Raw genomic sequence first — 14,504 nt, forward strand, 5'->3', positions numbered from 1 at the left:
CCTGCGCAGTTTTAAGGGCTTAAATTCGCCATACTTCACAGTTATTTGCGTCATCTGGTCATATTTACACGTTATTCTGCGAGCTTTGCCTGATAAATACCCAAGGAGAACGATCATGAGGAAAGGTTATTTTGCCCTGACGCTGCTGGCTGCCGCAGTCAGTACGCACGCCGCCACGGTGGATCTGCGCATCATGGAAACCAGCGATCTGCACAGCAACATGATGGATTTCGACTACTACAAGGATACGCCGACCGACAAGTTTGGCCTGGTGCGCACCGCGACCCTAATTGCGCAGGCACGCCAACAGGCCACCAACAGCGTGCTGGTGGATAACGGTGACCTGATCCAGGGCAGCCCCCTTGGGGATTATATGGCGGCCAACGGGCTGAAAGCCGGTGAGGTTCACCCGGTCTATCTGGCGATGAACACGCTGGGTTATTCGGTGGGGAATATCGGCAACCATGAATTCAACTACGGGCTGGACTACCTCAAGCGCGCCCTGGCCGGGGCCAAATTCCCCTATGTGAACGCCAACCTTATTGATGTGGCGACCGGCAAACCGCTGCTCTCCCCTTACCTGATTGAGAAAAAAGAGGTCAAAGACCGGGACGGCAACACCCACACATTGAATATCGGCTACATCGGCTTTGTGCCGCCGCAGGTAATGGTCTGGGATAAAGCCAACCTGCAGGGTAAAGTTACGGTGGATGACATCACTGAAACCGCGAAAAAGTGGGTGCCGGAGATGCGTAAAGCCGGGGCGGATATCGTGGTCGCGATCCCGCACTCCGGGCTATCCAGCGAGCCGTATAAGGCGCTGGCGGAAAATTCGGTCTACTACCTCAGCCAGGTGCCGGGTATCGACGCGATCATGTTTGGCCATGCGCACGCCGTGTTCCCCAGCGACGATTTCGCGGCGATCAAAGGCGCGGATATCAAACAGGGGACGCTGAACGGTATCCCGGCGGTGATGCCCGGCCAGTGGGGCGATCACCTCGGTATTGTCGACCTGCAACTCACGAACGATCAGGGGACATGGCAAGTCGCGCAGGCGCGGGCCGAAGCACGGCCAATCTTTGATAAAGCGGCGAAAAAATCCCTCGCCGCCGAAGATGCCAACCTGGTCGGGGTGCTGAGTGACGCCCACAAAGGCACGCGGGCGTTTGTCAGTAAACCGGTGGGCAAAGCCAGTGACAGCATGTACAGCTATCTGGCGCTGGTGCAGGACGACCCAACCGTGCAGATTGTGAATAATGCCCAGGCGGCCTATACCCGCCATTATATCCAGGGTGATCCGAACCTGGCGGACCTGCCGGTGCTCTCGGCAGCGGCGCCGTTCAAAGTGGGTGGCCGGAAAAACGATCCGGCAAGTTATGTCGAGGTAGAAAAAGGGGAACTGACCTTCCGCAACGCCGCCGATCTCTATCTCTACCCCAATACGCTGGTGGTGCTGAAAGTCACCGGCCAGGATGTCAAGGAGTGGCTGGAGTGCTCAGCCGGGCAATTTAACCAGATCGATCCGCACAACAGCCAGCCGCAGCCGCTTATCAACTGGGACGGTTTCCGCACTTATAATTTTGATGTGATTGATGGCGTGAACTACCAGATCGATGTTACCCAACCGGCGCGTTATGACGGCGAATGCACGCTGGTCAACCGCAACGCCAGCCGCATCCGCGACCTGACCTACCAGGGAAAACCGGTCGACCCGAAAGCGACCTTCCTGGTGGCGACCAATAATTACCGCGCGTACGGCGGTAAATTTGCCGGCACCGGTGACGCGCATATCGCCTTTGCCTCACCCGATGAGAACCGCGCAGTGCTGTCGGCCTATATCAGTGCGGAAACCCGTGAGCATGGCGAGGTAAAACCTCAGGCTGACAATAACTGGCAACTGGCACCGATTGCGGGCACCCAGCCGCTGGATATCCGCTTTGAAACTTCCCCCAACGCCAAAGCGGCCGCGTTTATCCAACAAAAAGCGCGTTACCCGATGGTGTTGAAAGGCCAGGATGAGATCGGCTTTGCGCTGTACAGCCTCGATCTCCGCCCGCGCTGAATTACCGGCGGCAAGGTTTCAGGCGACATCAGGCAATAAAAGCAGGGCAATAAAAAAGGCAGGGCCGGAAAACCGGCTCTGCCTTTCTGTTTATCTATAACGCACACATGAAACGGGGAAAAAAATTACAGAATTTCCAGCAGCTCAACGTCAAAGATCAACGCGCTGTACGGCGGGATCGACGCACCGGCACCACGCTCGCCATAGGCCAGGTTGTGCGGGATGTAGAGCTGCCATTTGGAGCCGACCGGCATCAGGGTCAGCGCTTCGATCCAGCCTGGGATCACGCCGCTGACTGGGAATTCTGCCGGCTGGCCGCGTTCTACGGAGCTGTCGAACACATCGCCATTGATCAGGCGGCCGGTGTAATGCACACGGACATGGTCCTGACGGCCTGGGATCGGGCCGTCGCCTTGCTGCATGACGGAGAATTGCAGGCCGGACTCGGTGCGGGTCACGTCATCACGTTCCGCATTTTTTTCGAGGAACGCCTGTCCCTCAACGGCCATCGCCTGCTGCTGCTCGCGGCGCACGGCGTCTGCACGCTCATGCACGGTGCGCAGGGCGCGGTGCAGAACGTCAACCGGAACCGCCGGGGCGTTCCCTTCGAGCGCATCGCGCAAACCTGCGGCCAGAGCTTCCGGCAGCAATCCTTCCAGGCCGGACTCCTGCAATTGCTGGCCAACCTGTAAACCGATGCCGTAACTTGCCTGCGCTTCCACGCTGTCATAAGAAGGGGTTGTCATGCATTTTCCTCAAATCGATAAAAAGTCGAAGGCAAAGCATAACAGCGCAACAGTTTGCGGTAAAATCTTGCGTCAGGGAGGATGACATTTGTTACTGAAACAGAAACAATACCGCTCCGGGAAATACCTGATTTACCAATCCGCTTAGTTCCCTGCTGTCTCTTTCTGCCTCAAGCAGTTATCAGACTATACTCAACAGGTAATATTGGGCTGCATAACGCCGCCTCCCAATCATTACGCCGGTACTTTTGTTTGCCCGTTGCGGCAAACCGCGTTGTAAGAGAGGTTGTCATGGGCAGAATCGCGCCCAGGAGAAGGAAAACCCCCCAGGTCAATGTATCCCTGCGACACCTGTGGACCACGCTGAAATCTAAATGGCCGCAGCGCGCCGGGCAGGATACTGCGCCCGACGATCAGCCGCCCCCGCCTGCCGCACGTACCAGGCGCAGCGCCTCCTGGTTACCCTCCCGGTTATCGTCGTCCTGGTTAACCACGGCCTGGCAATCCCCGGCCCGCCTGCACTGGATGGACCCGCTGCCGCTGCCGCACCGCCGCGGTATTTTGCTGGCGGCACTGGTGATACTGCTGGCCATCCTCTGGCCCAACACCTCGCCGCGCTACCCGGTTGAGCAGGCTGATAGCCAGAACACGCGGGACATTCCGTTACAGGCGAATTTGCAGGACAACACCGGGCGCCCTGCCACGGCAGAGAATGTCCGGGGCTGGCAAACTTACCAGATCCAACCCGGCCAGACGCTGGCCCAGCTCTTCCGCGACAATGATTTGATGGTGAATGATGTGTTTGCCATGGCGCAGGCAGAGGGCGATGACAAGCCGCTGAGTAACCTGCAAGCCGGCCAGCAGGTCAGGATACAGCGTAATGCGCAGGGTGTGGTGACGGCGCTGGAGATTGAAACCAGCACGAGCATGGTGCGGTTTGTCCGGCAGCCGGATGGCAGCTACCGCCGCGTGGGGTAACGCGCCCGTTCATTACTCCCTTCTTCTTTTTCCCTTTCGCTAAAAAGCAAAACGCCGGCACAAGGCCGGCGTTTCACAAGCAGCGGAGTAAAACTTACTCTGCTACTACAACGATGTTCAGCTGAGCGAACACATCGCTGTGTACCTGGAAGTGCACTTCGTGCTCACCCACAGTACGCAGGACGCCGTTCGGCAGGCGAACTTCGCTCTTAGCTACTTCAACACCAGCAGCAGTGACCGCATCAGCGATGTCACGGGTACCGATGGAACCGAACAGTTTGCCTTCGTCGCCAGATTTAGACGCGATGGTAACAGAGCCCAGCTCGTTGATTTTAGCAGCGCGCGCTTCAGCAGCAGACAGAACGTCAGCCAGTTTGGCTTCCAGCTCTGCACGGCGTGCTTCGAAGAACTCAACGTTTTTCTTGGTAGCCGGGACAGCTTTGCCCTGCGGTACCAGGAAGTTACGAGCGTAGCCCGCTTTCACGTTAACCTGGTCACCCAGGCTGCCGAGATTTGCTACTTTATCAAGCAGAATAACTTGCATTACCTTATCCTCTCAAAGTCGTTAATGGACAGTGGCCGATTACTGATGACGATCAGTGTACGGCAACAAAGACAGGTAGCGTGCGCGCTTGATAGCACGGGCCAGCTGACGCTGGTATTTTGCACGGGTACCGGTGATACGGCTCGGAACGATCTTGCCGCTCTCGGTGATGTAGTTTTTCAGCGTAGCGATGTCTTTATAATCGATCTCTACAACGCCTTCCGCGGTGAAACGGCAGAACTTGCGACGACGGAAATAACGTGCCATTTGGCTAGTCTCCAGAATCTATCAATTCAATCTGCTCGGCATGCAGCACCATTTTGTTCAGCCCATTGCGCCCCTGAAGGCTGCTGATGAAACCTGACACGGTAATCTGACTGCCGACCGTTAATCTGTGAGTTAATGCTTGTAGTGGGTGTCCGCTGGCGACCACGGGCATTCTGCACCATGCCACCCTGCTGAATCCGGCTTCCTGCTGCTGCGAGCGGTGCTCAAGCACAAACTGGCAGTGCGGTATTCCGGACGGACTGACTTTTCGCGTAGGTGTCTTGCACACTGTGCCGGTTAACACCAGGCGATTGGCCATCACCGCAATTACTCTTCAGAATCCCCAGCATCAGCATCATCAGAGGTTTCGTTGGCGAAATCTTCACGGCGATCACGACGCTCGTCTTTCGCTTTAACCATCGGGGATGCTTCGGTAACCGCGTGCTTAGTACGCATTACCATGCTACGGATAACGGCGTCGTTGAAGCGGAAGTTAGTTTCCAGCTCATCGATCACTTCCTGCGAAGCTTCAACGTTCATCAGAACGTAGTGGGCTTTGTGCAGTTTGTTGATCGGGTAAGCCAGTTGACGGCGGCCCCAGTCTTCCAGACGGTGGATCGTGCCTTCAGCAGCGGTGATAGCACCGGTGTAACGCTCGATCATGCCTGGAACCTGTTCGCTTTGGTCAGGATGGACCATAAAAACGATTTCGTAATGACGCATCGAATTGCTCCTTACGGATTATTCAGCCTCCTGTCCGGGTCAACCGCGGCCCATGGAGGCAAGGAACGTGTTTGTGTGCGGCTGAAAAATGACGCGCAATTATAGGGGGGCAGGCAGGGAAACACAAGGTATGAATCACAGGGAATGCACATTTTACGGGCAGGGCTGACACATCAGAAAAATTGCATGGTAAACCGCATTAACAGAGTTGAGCGCCAAAAAAAAGCGGCAAAAGCTGCAATTTTGATCAATTTTATTGAACATATCGTTCAATAAAAGCTTATTTATTAGCAAAGCAGGTTGATTACAATAGCCTCAGAGAAACAGTATCAGGACATAAACGAAGCGATGTGTTTCCTCGCCCAGCGGTGCCTGAACGTCACACACCTATGCTGGCAGTAAAAAAATGCAGTACCAGGGAATACCAAAAAAATAATATGTGCGTTAACGCCTGCTTACCAGCCCCCGTCATGGGGGCTTTTTCATGGGTGCCGTTCAGCCCAGATGCCGGGTGAAAAAGGTGGTGCAGGCTTGCAGGGCCGCAGGGGTTATCTTGTGCCCAATCTGCGGTTCGGTGAGATACGTCAGGTGTTGCGCCTGCCCCGCCTGCTGCAATGCCTGCGCAAGGCGGGCGCTTTCCTCCGCCGGGACCAGATCGTCCGCTTCGCCATGCCAGAGCAGCAGCGGCCGGTTGCCGAGCCTGTCCAGCGCGGCGCTCACGTCATACGCCTCCAGGAAGGCGAGCCGCTGTGCCAGTGCCTCCCCTTCCAGCGGGCGGCCCGCCTGCTGCGGCACGAATAACCGGCGCGACAGCGAATGAAAGTACGCCGAGCCCATAAAACTGGCGGCCGCATCAATCCACGGGTAACGCCCCAGCGCGCCCAGCGTGGTCATGCCGCCCATTGATGCCCCACACACCGCGACCTTTCCCTCAATCAACAGGCCGCGCTGCCGGTATGCCGCACGCAGGCCCGGCAGCTCATCAATATTGCTGCGTAAAATCTCCCAGAAGTGCGACAGCCGCTCCCCGGCATTGCCGTTATCCCGGGCGCCATGCATCAAGGCGTCCGGCATGATCACCCGGAACCCCGCCTGGGCCAGCGCATAACCAAAGTAGGCGTATACCTCTTTGGATGAGGTAAAGCCGTGATAGAAGAATATCGTCGGCAAGGCGTGCTCCTGTTTCCCGGCCGGTGCCGCATGGATGACCTGAATGCCGTTTATCTCTTCCTGAAACATTTCAATCATGCCGCCTCTCTCCTGTTAAATACGGTGTCTGTAGGCTTGAATTCACACCTTAAATAAGATTTCCATGATCTAAGTCAAAGAAAACACCTTATTACACTTTATGCCTAAATTTTCTGCCGTTTTTGCCGTTATTGCCATCACCTTTTCTAACCCAAGAGATGACAAAAATGACGGGATTTTCTTTCCGACAATGGGGCCTGGGCGTCAAGCTTTCTGTGCTGGCCTCGCTTACCGTGGCTGCCCTGTTTCTGCTGTTTACCCTGTCGCTGACCCGCACTGCGGGTGAGCAGATGAGAGCCTTAACGCTGGAAGACATGAGCAGCCAGGTTCAGGGCGTTGAAGACATGATAACCATGTACGATTCGAGCCTGAAAGCAGAAGTCAGCAGCTATACCCAACTGTTTACCAGCTTTATGTCCCCGGCGTTCAGCCTGCAAACCACCGGTGACCAGACCGTGCTGAAAGCGGGTGACAGCGTCCTCAATGACAATACCGCCATTCCTGATGATTTCTTTGCCCGGACCGGGGCGATCTCCACCCTGTTTATGCGCCAGGGTGATGACTTTATCCGTATCACCACCTCGCTGAAAAAAGAGGACGGTTCACGTGCCAGTGGGACCAAACTCGATCGCCAGAGTGCGGCCTATCGCGCCGTGATGGCCGGTAACGTCTATAAGGGCCTGGCCACCCTGTTCGGCAAGAAATTCATCACCCAGTACCAGCCGGTCAAAGATCAGGCCGGAAAAATCATCGGCATCGCCTTTGTGGGCGTCGATATCACCCCACAGTTTGCCGAGATGCGCCGTACCATCCTGAGCAAAAAGATTGGTAAGAGCGGCTATTTCTTTGTGCTGGATGCCGGCCAGGGTAACAGCCGGGGCCAGTACCTGTTCCACCCGCGGGCTGAGGGCCAGACGCCGGGCTGGGATGCCGGGGTGCGTGATCAGGTGCTGGGCACGCCGCACGGCACGCTGGAGTATCAGGACAGCAGCCTGCAGGCAGGCAGCGGCACGCAGGTGATGGTCTATAAAGCGCTGCCGGCCTGGGGCTGGGTGCTGGCGGGCACAGCGGATGAAGATGAAATCATGGCGCACATCACCCACAGCAGGAACCTGTTCCTGGGGATTGGCGTGGTACTGGTGGGCCTGTTTGCCGTGCTGTTTATGCTGGTGACCCGCAACTGGCTGAGCCGCCCGCTGGAAGAGGTGGTGAAAGTGGCGGAGCAGTATGCAGAGGGCAACCTGAGCGCCAGCCTGAGCACCACCCGGCAGGATGAAGTGGGCCGGATGATGACCGCGATGGACGGCATCGGCCGTGGTCTGGCGCGGATTGTATTGCAGGTGCGTGAGGCCGCGGTGGAGATTAACCACAGCACCGCCTCGCTGGCCGCAGACAGTGAAAACATCACCGGCCAGATCTCCCGCCAGGCCAGCAGCCTGGAAGAAACCTCCGCCAGCATGGAGCAGTTGACCGCGACCGTGCAGCAGAATGCGGACAACGTTTCAGAAGCGATGAAACTGGTGCGCCAGACGGAAAGCGCTGCCCAGTCCGGCGGCGAGGCGGTGACCTCCGCAGTCTCGACCATGAGCGACATCAAAGCCGCCTCCCAGCGTATTGCCGACATCACCAGCGTCATCGAGTCCATTGCTTTCCAGACCAACATTCTGGCGCTGAATGCGGCGGTAGAAGCGGCACGGGCCGGTGAGCATGGCAAAGGCTTTGCCGTGGTGGCCGCAGAAGTGCGCGCCCTGGCACAACGCAGCGCCAAATCGGTGAAAGAGATCGAAACGCTGATCGCTGAATCCCTGGACAAGGTCGAACAGGGGAACCGCATCTCGATGCAGACCCACGAGGCGATGAATGACATCCTCAGCCGGGTACAGCAGGTGCGGATGATCGTCAGTGACATCGACGTGGCCTCGCATGAGCAGTCTGCCGGCATTGGCCAGGTGAACATTGCCATTGTGCAGATCGGGCAGGCGACACAAGAGAACGCCATACTGGTCAGCAGCTCGGAAGAAACCGCGGCCGCGCTGAACCAGAAAGGGCAGCACCTGAAGAAGCTGGTCAGCATGTTCCGGCTTGATTAAAAAAACGGCACGCTCACCCCTCACGGCGATCCGCGCTACACTAAACACAGATGCTGTGAGGAGGAAAGAGATGACGTTTTCGCGTTTACTGACAGGGATTTTACTGGCGGGTACTCTGAGCGGTTGCAGTACCTTTCATGATGCGCCTAAGCCACCGCCACCGGCGACAGCGGCTGCGCAGGAAGTGACGCGCGCCCAGGTGGGTTCCCTGCAAAAAATGGGGACCATTTCGGTGACAGAGCGCGGCAGCCCGATGGATGCCGCCAGGGCATTGCAGAAAAAAGCGGATGCCAGCGGTGCCCGTTACTACCTGGTGCTGATGAATGATGAAACGATTATTCCCGGCACCTGGTACTCGCAGGCCATTCTCTATCGCTGACCGGCTGATCCGCACCAGCGGGCATACCCGCCTGCCGGTGTCATCAGGTGATGAGGAGATAAATCATGAAAGCGTTGCCGATATTAATACCCTGCTGTTTAGCCCTGGGGCTGCTGGCCCAGAATGCCCAGGCCGCGGAAGCGGTTTCCGCGGCGAAGGCTGCCCAACTGACGCCCATCGGGTCAGTGTACCTGCAAGGCGTGCCGGGCAGCCCGCAACAGGTTGATACGCTGGTCGCCCGGCAAGCCACCGCCAAAGGCGCAGCCTACTACCGGATTCATTCCGTGCAGGAGAGCCAGAGCAAAAGCAACTGGCACGCCACAGCCACCCTCTACCGCTGAGCAGCGGCGTCCCTGCCGGGGCACCTTCGGGTGCCCTTTTTTATCAGGCGCCGGTGGCCCGGTTGAGCAGATCGGTACAGAGGCTCTCCGGCAACGTGCTGTCACCCCGGTGGTCAAACGCCATGCGGCACCAGGCTTCCGCCCGCGGCGGGGCAGCATGGCGCAGTAATTCCGCCCCACTGCACAGCATGAACAGCTGGCGGGTAATCTGCCTTGCCTGCGCTTCCGCCGGTTTTTGCAGCTGCTGGCTCAGTTGCCGCCAGCTACGGTCAAACAGCCGGTTCTGGCCGCGCACCTCATACATTTCCTGGTGTAACATCTCCAGCGCGCCGGGCATTTTATGCAGCGTACGCAGAACATCCAGACACATGACGTTGCCCGACCCTTCCCAGATGCTGTTGACCGGCGCTTCGCGATAGAGGCGCGGCAATTCGCTCTCCTCGCAATACCCGATTCCGCCCAGCACCTCCATCGCCTCAGCCACAAACGAGCTGCCGTGGTGGCATACCGCATACTTGGCCGCCGGGGTCATCAGCCGGGAGAACGCGAACTGGTGCGCATCCCCGCGCAGCTCCCAGGCTTGCGCCAGCCGGAACAGCAGCGCGGTCTGCCCCTCCAGCCTTAAGGCCAGCCGCGCCAGTACCTGCCGCATCAACGGCTGTTCCACCAGCACTTTCCCGAATGCCTGCCGCTGAAACGCGTGGTAAAGCGCGACCGATAACGCCCGGCGCATCAGGGCATGGCTGCCGAGCGCGCAGTCAAAACGGGTATGTCCGCCCATCGTCAGGATCTGGCGGATGCCGTCGCCCTCCTCGCCCACCAGCCAGCCGGCGGCGTCCTGAAATTCGGCCTCACTGCTGGCATTGGAACGGTTGCCGAGTTTCTCTTTCAGCCGCTCCAGCCGGATGGCGTTACGCGTGCCGTCCGGCAGCAGGCGCGGCAGGAAGAAGCAGGATAACCCGCCCTCCGCCTGCGCCAGCACCAGATGCGCGTCACTTTGCGGCACGGAGAAAAACCATTTATGCCCTATCAGCCGGTAACACTCCCCCGGTCCGCGTGCACCGTCCGGCCGGGCGCGGGTGGTATTGCTCAGCACATCGGAACCGCCCTGCTTCTCTGTCATCCCCATGCCGATCAGCAGGCCGCGTTTCTGGCTGCCCGGCTGGCTGTGGGTGTCATAGCGATCAGAGAGCAGGCCCGGCAGCCAGTCGCGGAACGCCGCGGGCAGTGCGCGTTGCAGCAGCGGTATGGCGCCAAACGTCATGGTGACCGGGCAGAGCGTACCCGATTCCACCTGTCCATGCAGAATAAAGCGCGCGGCACGGGCGGCTACGCTGCCGATGCGCGCCTCATCCTGCCACGGCAGGTTATGCACCCGGTTCGCAATCAGCCCCTGCATCAGCAGGTGCCAGGCGGGATGAAAACGCACGTCGTCCAGCCGCTGGCCGGCGGCGTCGTAACGCAGCAGTTCCGGCGGGTTGGCATTCGCCAGCCTGCCCAACTCCAGGGATTCGGCACTGCCGAGTTGCTGGCCCACAGAGGCCAGAAGGTCTGCGTCCCAGTGGGCCTGTGCCCGGCTCACGGCCTCGCGCAGCGGCGTATCAGACAGGAACAGGTTACTGTTTCCCAGTGGCTTGGGCTGATTAAAGACGGTATGGGTTTGCCAGCTCATAACACTCCTCAGATGAATCACCACAGACAGATGCATCAGGCCGGAAAGGCGGATCAAAACAGAAGTAAGTATGGCTATTTTGCGGGGCGGTGCCGCAGAGACGATCACAAAGACGGGAGGAAAGAGCCGGGGCAGGACGCCCCGGTTCAGGGTCAGGCTTTTGCGCTGCGCTGACGCACGATTTCAAACAGGCAGACGCCGGTTGCCACCGAGACATTCAGGGAAGAGACGGAACCTGCCATCGGGATGCTGATCAGTTCGTCACAGTGTTCACGGGTGAGGCGACGCATCCCCTCACCTTCCGCGCCCATCACCAGCGCCATCGGGCCGGTCATTTTGCTTTGGTAAACGTTGTGATCGGCCTCACCGGCGGTGCCGACGATCCAGACATTGCTCTCCTGCAGTAAACGCAGGGTACGCGCCAGGTTGGTCACGCGGATCAACGGCACGGTTTCTGCCGCCCCGCTGGCGACTTTTTTCGCCGTGGCGTTCAGCGCGGCAGAACGGTCACGCGGCACAATCACCGCATGGACGCCCGCCGCATCCGCGGTACGCAGGCAGGCACCGAGGTTGTGCGGATCGGTCACGCCATCCAGCACCAGCAGCAGCGGGTTTTCCACGCTCTCCAGCAGCCCTGGGAGATCGTTCTCCTGGTACTGGCGGCCTTCACGTACACGCGCCACGATGCCCTGATGCACCGCACCTTCCACTTTTTCATCCAGCCATTGCCGGTTTGCCACCTGGATCACAATACCGGTGGCTTCCAGTTCAGCAATCAGCGGCTGGAGGCGGCGGTCGTCACGCCCTTTCAGGATAAAGACTTCCAGAAAACGTTGCGGGTCGCGCTCCAGCAGGGCCTGGACGGCATGAATGCCGTAAATAATTTCGCTCATGATGCTCTTTAACAAGGTCAAACGGGCTTACAGGCCCGTGGGGTATTGGGTTGGCAGGTACCTGCGGCCATCGTGCACGGCCGCAGGACCCGCCAGGGTATCAGCTGTTGTCCCGCTTCGGCCCGCGGCGTGAGCGGCTGCCTGTGGCACCTTTCTGGTTTTTATCAGAAGGGCGGCGGGAACGGCGTGGTTTTTTGTCATCCTGAGCCGGTGCGCCGCTGCCGTCTTTACGGAAGGCGCTGTCCGGCTCGAAGTTGGTGCGCTTTTTGTTGTCACGGCGTGGGCGGCGGCCGCGGCCGTCATCACGCTGGGTGCCCGGCTTGGCTTTATCGCGGGCGGTTTTGCCTGCGCCACGCGGGCGGCGGGTACTGGAGACCAGCGCGAAGTCGATTTTGCGCTCATCCATATGCACCGCTTCAACGCGGATTTCCACCTCGTCACCCAGGCGGTAAACCTGCCCGGAGGACTCACCCACCAGCCGCTGGCCGATGTTGTCGTAACGGTAGTAATCGTTGTCCAGCGTCGACACATGCACCAGCCCGTCGATGAAGAGATCATCCAGGCGCACAAAGAAGCCGAAGCCGGTTACGCTGGAGATGATGCCGTCAAACACGGAGCCGACATGATCCTGCATGAAATCACACTTCAGCCAGTCGGCAACGTCACGCGTGGCCTCATCGGCGCGGCGTTCGGTCATCGAACAGTGCTCGCCCAGTTGCAGCATCTCTTCGTAATCGCTGTGCCAGCCGCCGGTCGGCGTCCAGCGCTCTTTCAGCGTACCGTGCTGTTTGGCGAGGATATATTTGATCGCGCGGTGCAGCGACAGGTCCGGGTAACGGCGGATTGGCGAGGTAAAGTGGGCATAAGCCGACAGCGCCAGGCCAAAGTGGCCGCGGTTTTCCGGATCGTAAATCGCCTGTTTCATCGAGCGCAGCAGCATGGTTTGCAGCATTTCGCGATCGGGACGGTCAGCAATCGCATCCATCACATCGGCGTAATCTTTCGGCACCGGCTTCATGCCGCCGCCCATTTTCAGGCCCAGCTCATTCAGCACGCTTTTCAGCGCCGAGATGTGGTCATCACTTGGGCGGTCATGATCGCGGAACAGCGCCGGTTCGTTGAATTTCTCCACGAAACGCGCGGCGGCCACGTTCGCCATGATCATGCACTCTTCGATCAGCTTATGGGCGTCGTTACGTACCGTCGGCTCGACGCGCTCGATGCGGCGTTCGGCGTTAAAGATGAACTTTGCCTCTTCCGTTTCAAAGGCGATGCCGCCGCGATCGGCGCGGGCGTCATCCAGCACTTCGTACATCTCATGCAGCTCTTCCAGGTTCTTCACCAGCGGGGCGTACTGCTCGCGCAGTTCTTCATTGCCCTCGATGATCTGCCAGACTTTGTTGTACGTCAGGCGCGCGTGGGAGCTCATCACCGCTTCGTAGAATTTGTAAGAGGAGAGACGCCCGGTGGCGGAGATGGTCATCTCGCACACCATACAGAGGCGGTCTACCTGCGGGTTCAGCGAGCAGAGGCCGTTGGAGAGCACCTCCGGCAGCATCGGGATCACCTGCGACGGGAAGTACACCGAGGTGCCGCGGGTGCGCGCTTCATCATCCAGCGGGGTGCCGGGGCGGACGTAATAGCTGACATCCGCAATCGCGACCCACAAACGCCAGCCGCCGCCGCGTTTTTTCTCACAGTAGACCGCGTCATCGAAGTCACGTGCGTCTTCGCCGTCAATGGTGACCAGCGGCAAAGTGCGCAGATCGATACGCCCTTTTTTTGCCTCTTCCGGCACATGCTCGCTCAACGAGGCAATCTGCTTCTCTACGGCGGCCGGCCAGACGTGCGGGATCTCATGGGTACGCAGCGCGATATCCACTGCCATGTTGGTACCCATTTTGTCACCCAGGACTTCAACAATCTTACCGACCGCTTTGGTGCGGCGCGTCGGGCGCTGGGTCAGTTCGACCACCACCATATAGCCCATGCGCGCCCCGCTCACCTCTTCCGGCGGGATCAGGATGTCGAAACTCAGGCGGCTGTCATCCGGCACCACGAAACCGGTACCGGCATCGGTAAAGTAACGGCCGACAATCTGGCTGGTTTTCGGTACCAGCACACGCACGATGCGTGCTTCGCGGCGGCCGCGGCGATCGGTGCCGCTCGGCTGGGCCAGCACCACGTCACCGTGGATGCACATTTTCATCTGTTCTGCGGAGAGGTAGATATCCTCTTTTTTGCCGCCTTCCAGACGCAGGAAACCAAAGCCGTCGCGGTGGCCGATAACGGTGCCTTTCAGCAGGTCAAGGCGTTCCGGCAGGGCGTAACACTGGCGGCGGGTAAAGACTAACTGGCCGTCGCGCTCCATGGCGCGCAGGCGGCGGCGCAGCGCTTCCAGCTGCTCTTCGCTGGAGAGCTCCAGCTCGTTTGCCAGCTCCTCGCGGCTGGCCGGGGCTTCGCGCTTCGCCAGATGCTCGAGAATAAATTCCCGGCTTGGGATCGGGGAGTCATATTTCTCTGCTTCCCGTTCCAGAAAAGGATCTTGTGACATTGCGGTT

14 protein-coding genes are annotated in these 14,504 nt (G+C 58.9%); 5 read left to right on the forward strand and 9 right to left on the reverse strand.

Annotated elements, in window-relative coordinates:
- The first annotated feature begins 115 nt into the window (after nucleotides 1-115).
- Nucleotides 116-2,062: a bifunctional 2',3'-cyclic-nucleotide 2'-phosphodiesterase/3'-nucleotidase gene (locus tag JK232_RS09930; protein ID WP_101854786.1), complete on the forward strand. Its 1,947-nt coding sequence runs from the start codon at nucleotides 116-118 to the stop codon at nucleotides 2,060-2,062.
- A 125-nt stretch (nucleotides 2,063-2,187) separates the two neighbouring features.
- On the opposite strand, the gene JK232_RS09935 is transcribed toward JK232_RS09930, so the two are convergent.
- Complete coding sequence (locus tag JK232_RS09935; protein ID WP_072927054.1) at nucleotides 2,188-2,808, reverse strand: BamJ family beta-barrel-assembly machinery protein; 621 nt, start codon at nucleotides 2,806-2,808, stop codon at nucleotides 2,188-2,190.
- A gap of 291 nt (nucleotides 2,809-3,099) precedes the next feature.
- On the opposite strand from JK232_RS09935, the gene JK232_RS09940 reads away from it, so the two are divergent.
- Complete coding sequence (locus JK232_RS09940; RefSeq protein WP_072927052.1) at nucleotides 3,100-3,786, forward strand: LysM-like peptidoglycan-binding domain-containing protein; 687 nt, start codon at nucleotides 3,100-3,102, stop codon at nucleotides 3,784-3,786.
- 94 nt (nucleotides 3,787-3,880) lie between these two features.
- Here the strand turns inward: JK232_RS09940 and rplI are convergent, their stop codons facing one another.
- From rplI to yjfP, 5 genes are all read right to left on the reverse strand, one after another.
- Nucleotides 3,881-4,330 (reverse strand): 50S ribosomal protein L9, encoded by a 450-nt coding sequence (gene rplI, locus JK232_RS09945; RefSeq protein ID WP_072927050.1) that lies wholly within the window; start codon nucleotides 4,328-4,330, stop codon nucleotides 3,881-3,883.
- A gap of 39 nt (nucleotides 4,331-4,369) precedes the next feature.
- On the reverse strand, nucleotides 4,370-4,597 hold the full coding sequence (gene rpsR, locus JK232_RS09950) for a 30S ribosomal protein S18 (RefSeq protein ID WP_005974788.1): 228 nt from the start codon (nucleotides 4,595-4,597) through the stop codon (nucleotides 4,370-4,372).
- 4 nt (nucleotides 4,598-4,601) lie between these two features.
- Entirely contained in the window at nucleotides 4,602-4,919 is a 318-nt protein-coding gene (gene priB, locus JK232_RS09955) for a primosomal replication protein N (RefSeq protein WP_165698493.1), read from the reverse strand.
- Nucleotides 4,920-4,924: 5 nt separating this feature from the next.
- Nucleotides 4,925-5,320: a 30S ribosomal protein S6 gene (rpsF, locus tag JK232_RS09960; RefSeq protein ID WP_072927046.1), complete on the reverse strand. Its 396-nt coding sequence runs from the start codon at nucleotides 5,318-5,320 to the stop codon at nucleotides 4,925-4,927.
- 495 nt (nucleotides 5,321-5,815) lie between these two features.
- Nucleotides 5,816-6,568 (reverse strand): esterase, encoded by a 753-nt coding sequence (gene yjfP / locus JK232_RS09965; protein ID WP_212589112.1) that lies wholly within the window; start codon nucleotides 6,566-6,568, stop codon nucleotides 5,816-5,818.
- A 167-nt stretch (nucleotides 6,569-6,735) separates the two neighbouring features.
- Between yjfP and JK232_RS09970 the strand changes: the two genes are divergently transcribed.
- The 3 genes from JK232_RS09970 to JK232_RS09980 all read left to right on the forward strand — a co-directional run bounded on the left by JK232_RS09970 (nucleotide 6,736) and on the right by JK232_RS09980 (nucleotide 9,378).
- Nucleotides 6,736-8,658 carry a methyl-accepting chemotaxis protein gene (locus JK232_RS09970; RefSeq protein WP_101857815.1) on the forward strand — a complete coding sequence of 641 codons (1,923 nt, stop codon included), beginning with the start codon at nucleotides 6,736-6,738 and terminating at the stop codon, nucleotides 8,656-8,658.
- 70 nt (nucleotides 8,659-8,728) lie between these two features.
- On the forward strand, nucleotides 8,729-9,037 hold the full coding sequence (bsmA, locus tag JK232_RS09975; RefSeq protein ID WP_101835603.1) for a biofilm peroxide resistance protein BsmA: 309 nt from the start codon (nucleotides 8,729-8,731) through the stop codon (nucleotides 9,035-9,037).
- 65 nt (nucleotides 9,038-9,102) lie between these two features.
- Nucleotides 9,103-9,378, forward strand: coding sequence for a YdgH/BhsA/McbA family protein (locus JK232_RS09980; protein ID WP_072927039.1), 276 nt, complete (start codon nucleotides 9,103-9,105; stop codon nucleotides 9,376-9,378).
- A gap of 43 nt (nucleotides 9,379-9,421) precedes the next feature.
- Here JK232_RS09980 and JK232_RS09985 read toward each other — a convergent pair whose 3' ends face one another.
- The 3 genes from JK232_RS09985 to rnr form a co-directional block, all read right to left on the reverse strand.
- The gene (locus tag JK232_RS09985; RefSeq protein WP_165699913.1) at nucleotides 9,422-11,050 is read right to left on the reverse strand and encodes an isovaleryl-CoA dehydrogenase; all 1,629 of its coding nucleotides are present in this window, start codon (nucleotides 11,048-11,050) and stop codon (nucleotides 9,422-9,424) included.
- 152 nt (nucleotides 11,051-11,202) lie between these two features.
- Nucleotides 11,203-11,943, reverse strand: a complete 741-nt coding sequence (gene rlmB / locus JK232_RS09990; protein ID WP_072927035.1) for a 23S rRNA (guanosine(2251)-2'-O)-methyltransferase RlmB — start codon at nucleotides 11,941-11,943, stop codon at nucleotides 11,203-11,205.
- A gap of 100 nt (nucleotides 11,944-12,043) precedes the next feature.
- A complete protein-coding gene (gene rnr / locus JK232_RS09995) occupies nucleotides 12,044-14,497 on the reverse strand; it encodes a ribonuclease R (protein ID WP_101828197.1) in 2,454 nt (817 codons plus the stop codon).
- Between the last annotated feature and the right edge of the window lie 7 nt (nucleotides 14,498-14,504).

This window comes from Nissabacter archeti, from assembly GCF_018257325.1.
GTDB lineage: Bacteria > Pseudomonadota > Gammaproteobacteria > Enterobacterales > Enterobacteriaceae > Chimaeribacter > Chimaeribacter arupi.

Bases quoted from the DNA above. Each gene is read 5' to 3' on its own strand.
- JK232_RS09930 (WP_101854786.1), top strand. From the start codon at position 116: ATGAGGAAAGGTTATTTTGCCCTGACGCTGCTGGCTGCCGCAGTCAGT.
- JK232_RS09935 (WP_072927054.1), bottom strand. From the start codon at position 2,808: ATGACAACCCCTTCTTATGACAGCGTGGAAGCGCAGGCAAGTTACGGC.
- JK232_RS09940 (WP_072927052.1), top strand. From the start codon at position 3,100: ATGGGCAGAATCGCGCCCAGGAGAAGGAAAACCCCCCAGGTCAATGTA.
- rplI (WP_072927050.1), bottom strand. From the start codon at position 4,330: ATGCAAGTTATTCTGCTTGATAAAGTAGCAAATCTCGGCAGCCTGGGT.
- rpsR (WP_005974788.1), bottom strand. From the start codon at position 4,597: ATGGCACGTTATTTCCGTCGTCGCAAGTTCTGCCGTTTCACCGCGGAA.
- rpsF (WP_072927046.1), bottom strand. From the start codon at position 5,320: ATGCGTCATTACGAAATCGTTTTTATGGTCCATCCTGACCAAAGCGAA.
- yjfP (WP_212589112.1), bottom strand. From the start codon at position 6,568: ATGATTGAAATGTTTCAGGAAGAGATAAACGGCATTCAGGTCATCCAT.
- JK232_RS09970 (WP_101857815.1), top strand. From the start codon at position 6,736: ATGACGGGATTTTCTTTCCGACAATGGGGCCTGGGCGTCAAGCTTTCT.
- bsmA (WP_101835603.1), top strand. From the start codon at position 8,729: ATGACGTTTTCGCGTTTACTGACAGGGATTTTACTGGCGGGTACTCTG.
- JK232_RS09980 (WP_072927039.1), top strand. From the start codon at position 9,103: ATGAAAGCGTTGCCGATATTAATACCCTGCTGTTTAGCCCTGGGGCTG.
- JK232_RS09985 (WP_165699913.1), bottom strand. From the start codon at position 11,050: ATGAGCTGGCAAACCCATACCGTCTTTAATCAGCCCAAGCCACTGGGA.
- rlmB (WP_072927035.1), bottom strand. From the start codon at position 11,943: ATGAGCGAAATTATTTACGGCATTCATGCCGTCCAGGCCCTGCTGGAG.
- rnr (WP_101828197.1), bottom strand. From the start codon at position 14,497: ATGTCACAAGATCCTTTTCTGGAACGGGAAGCAGAGAAATATGACTCC.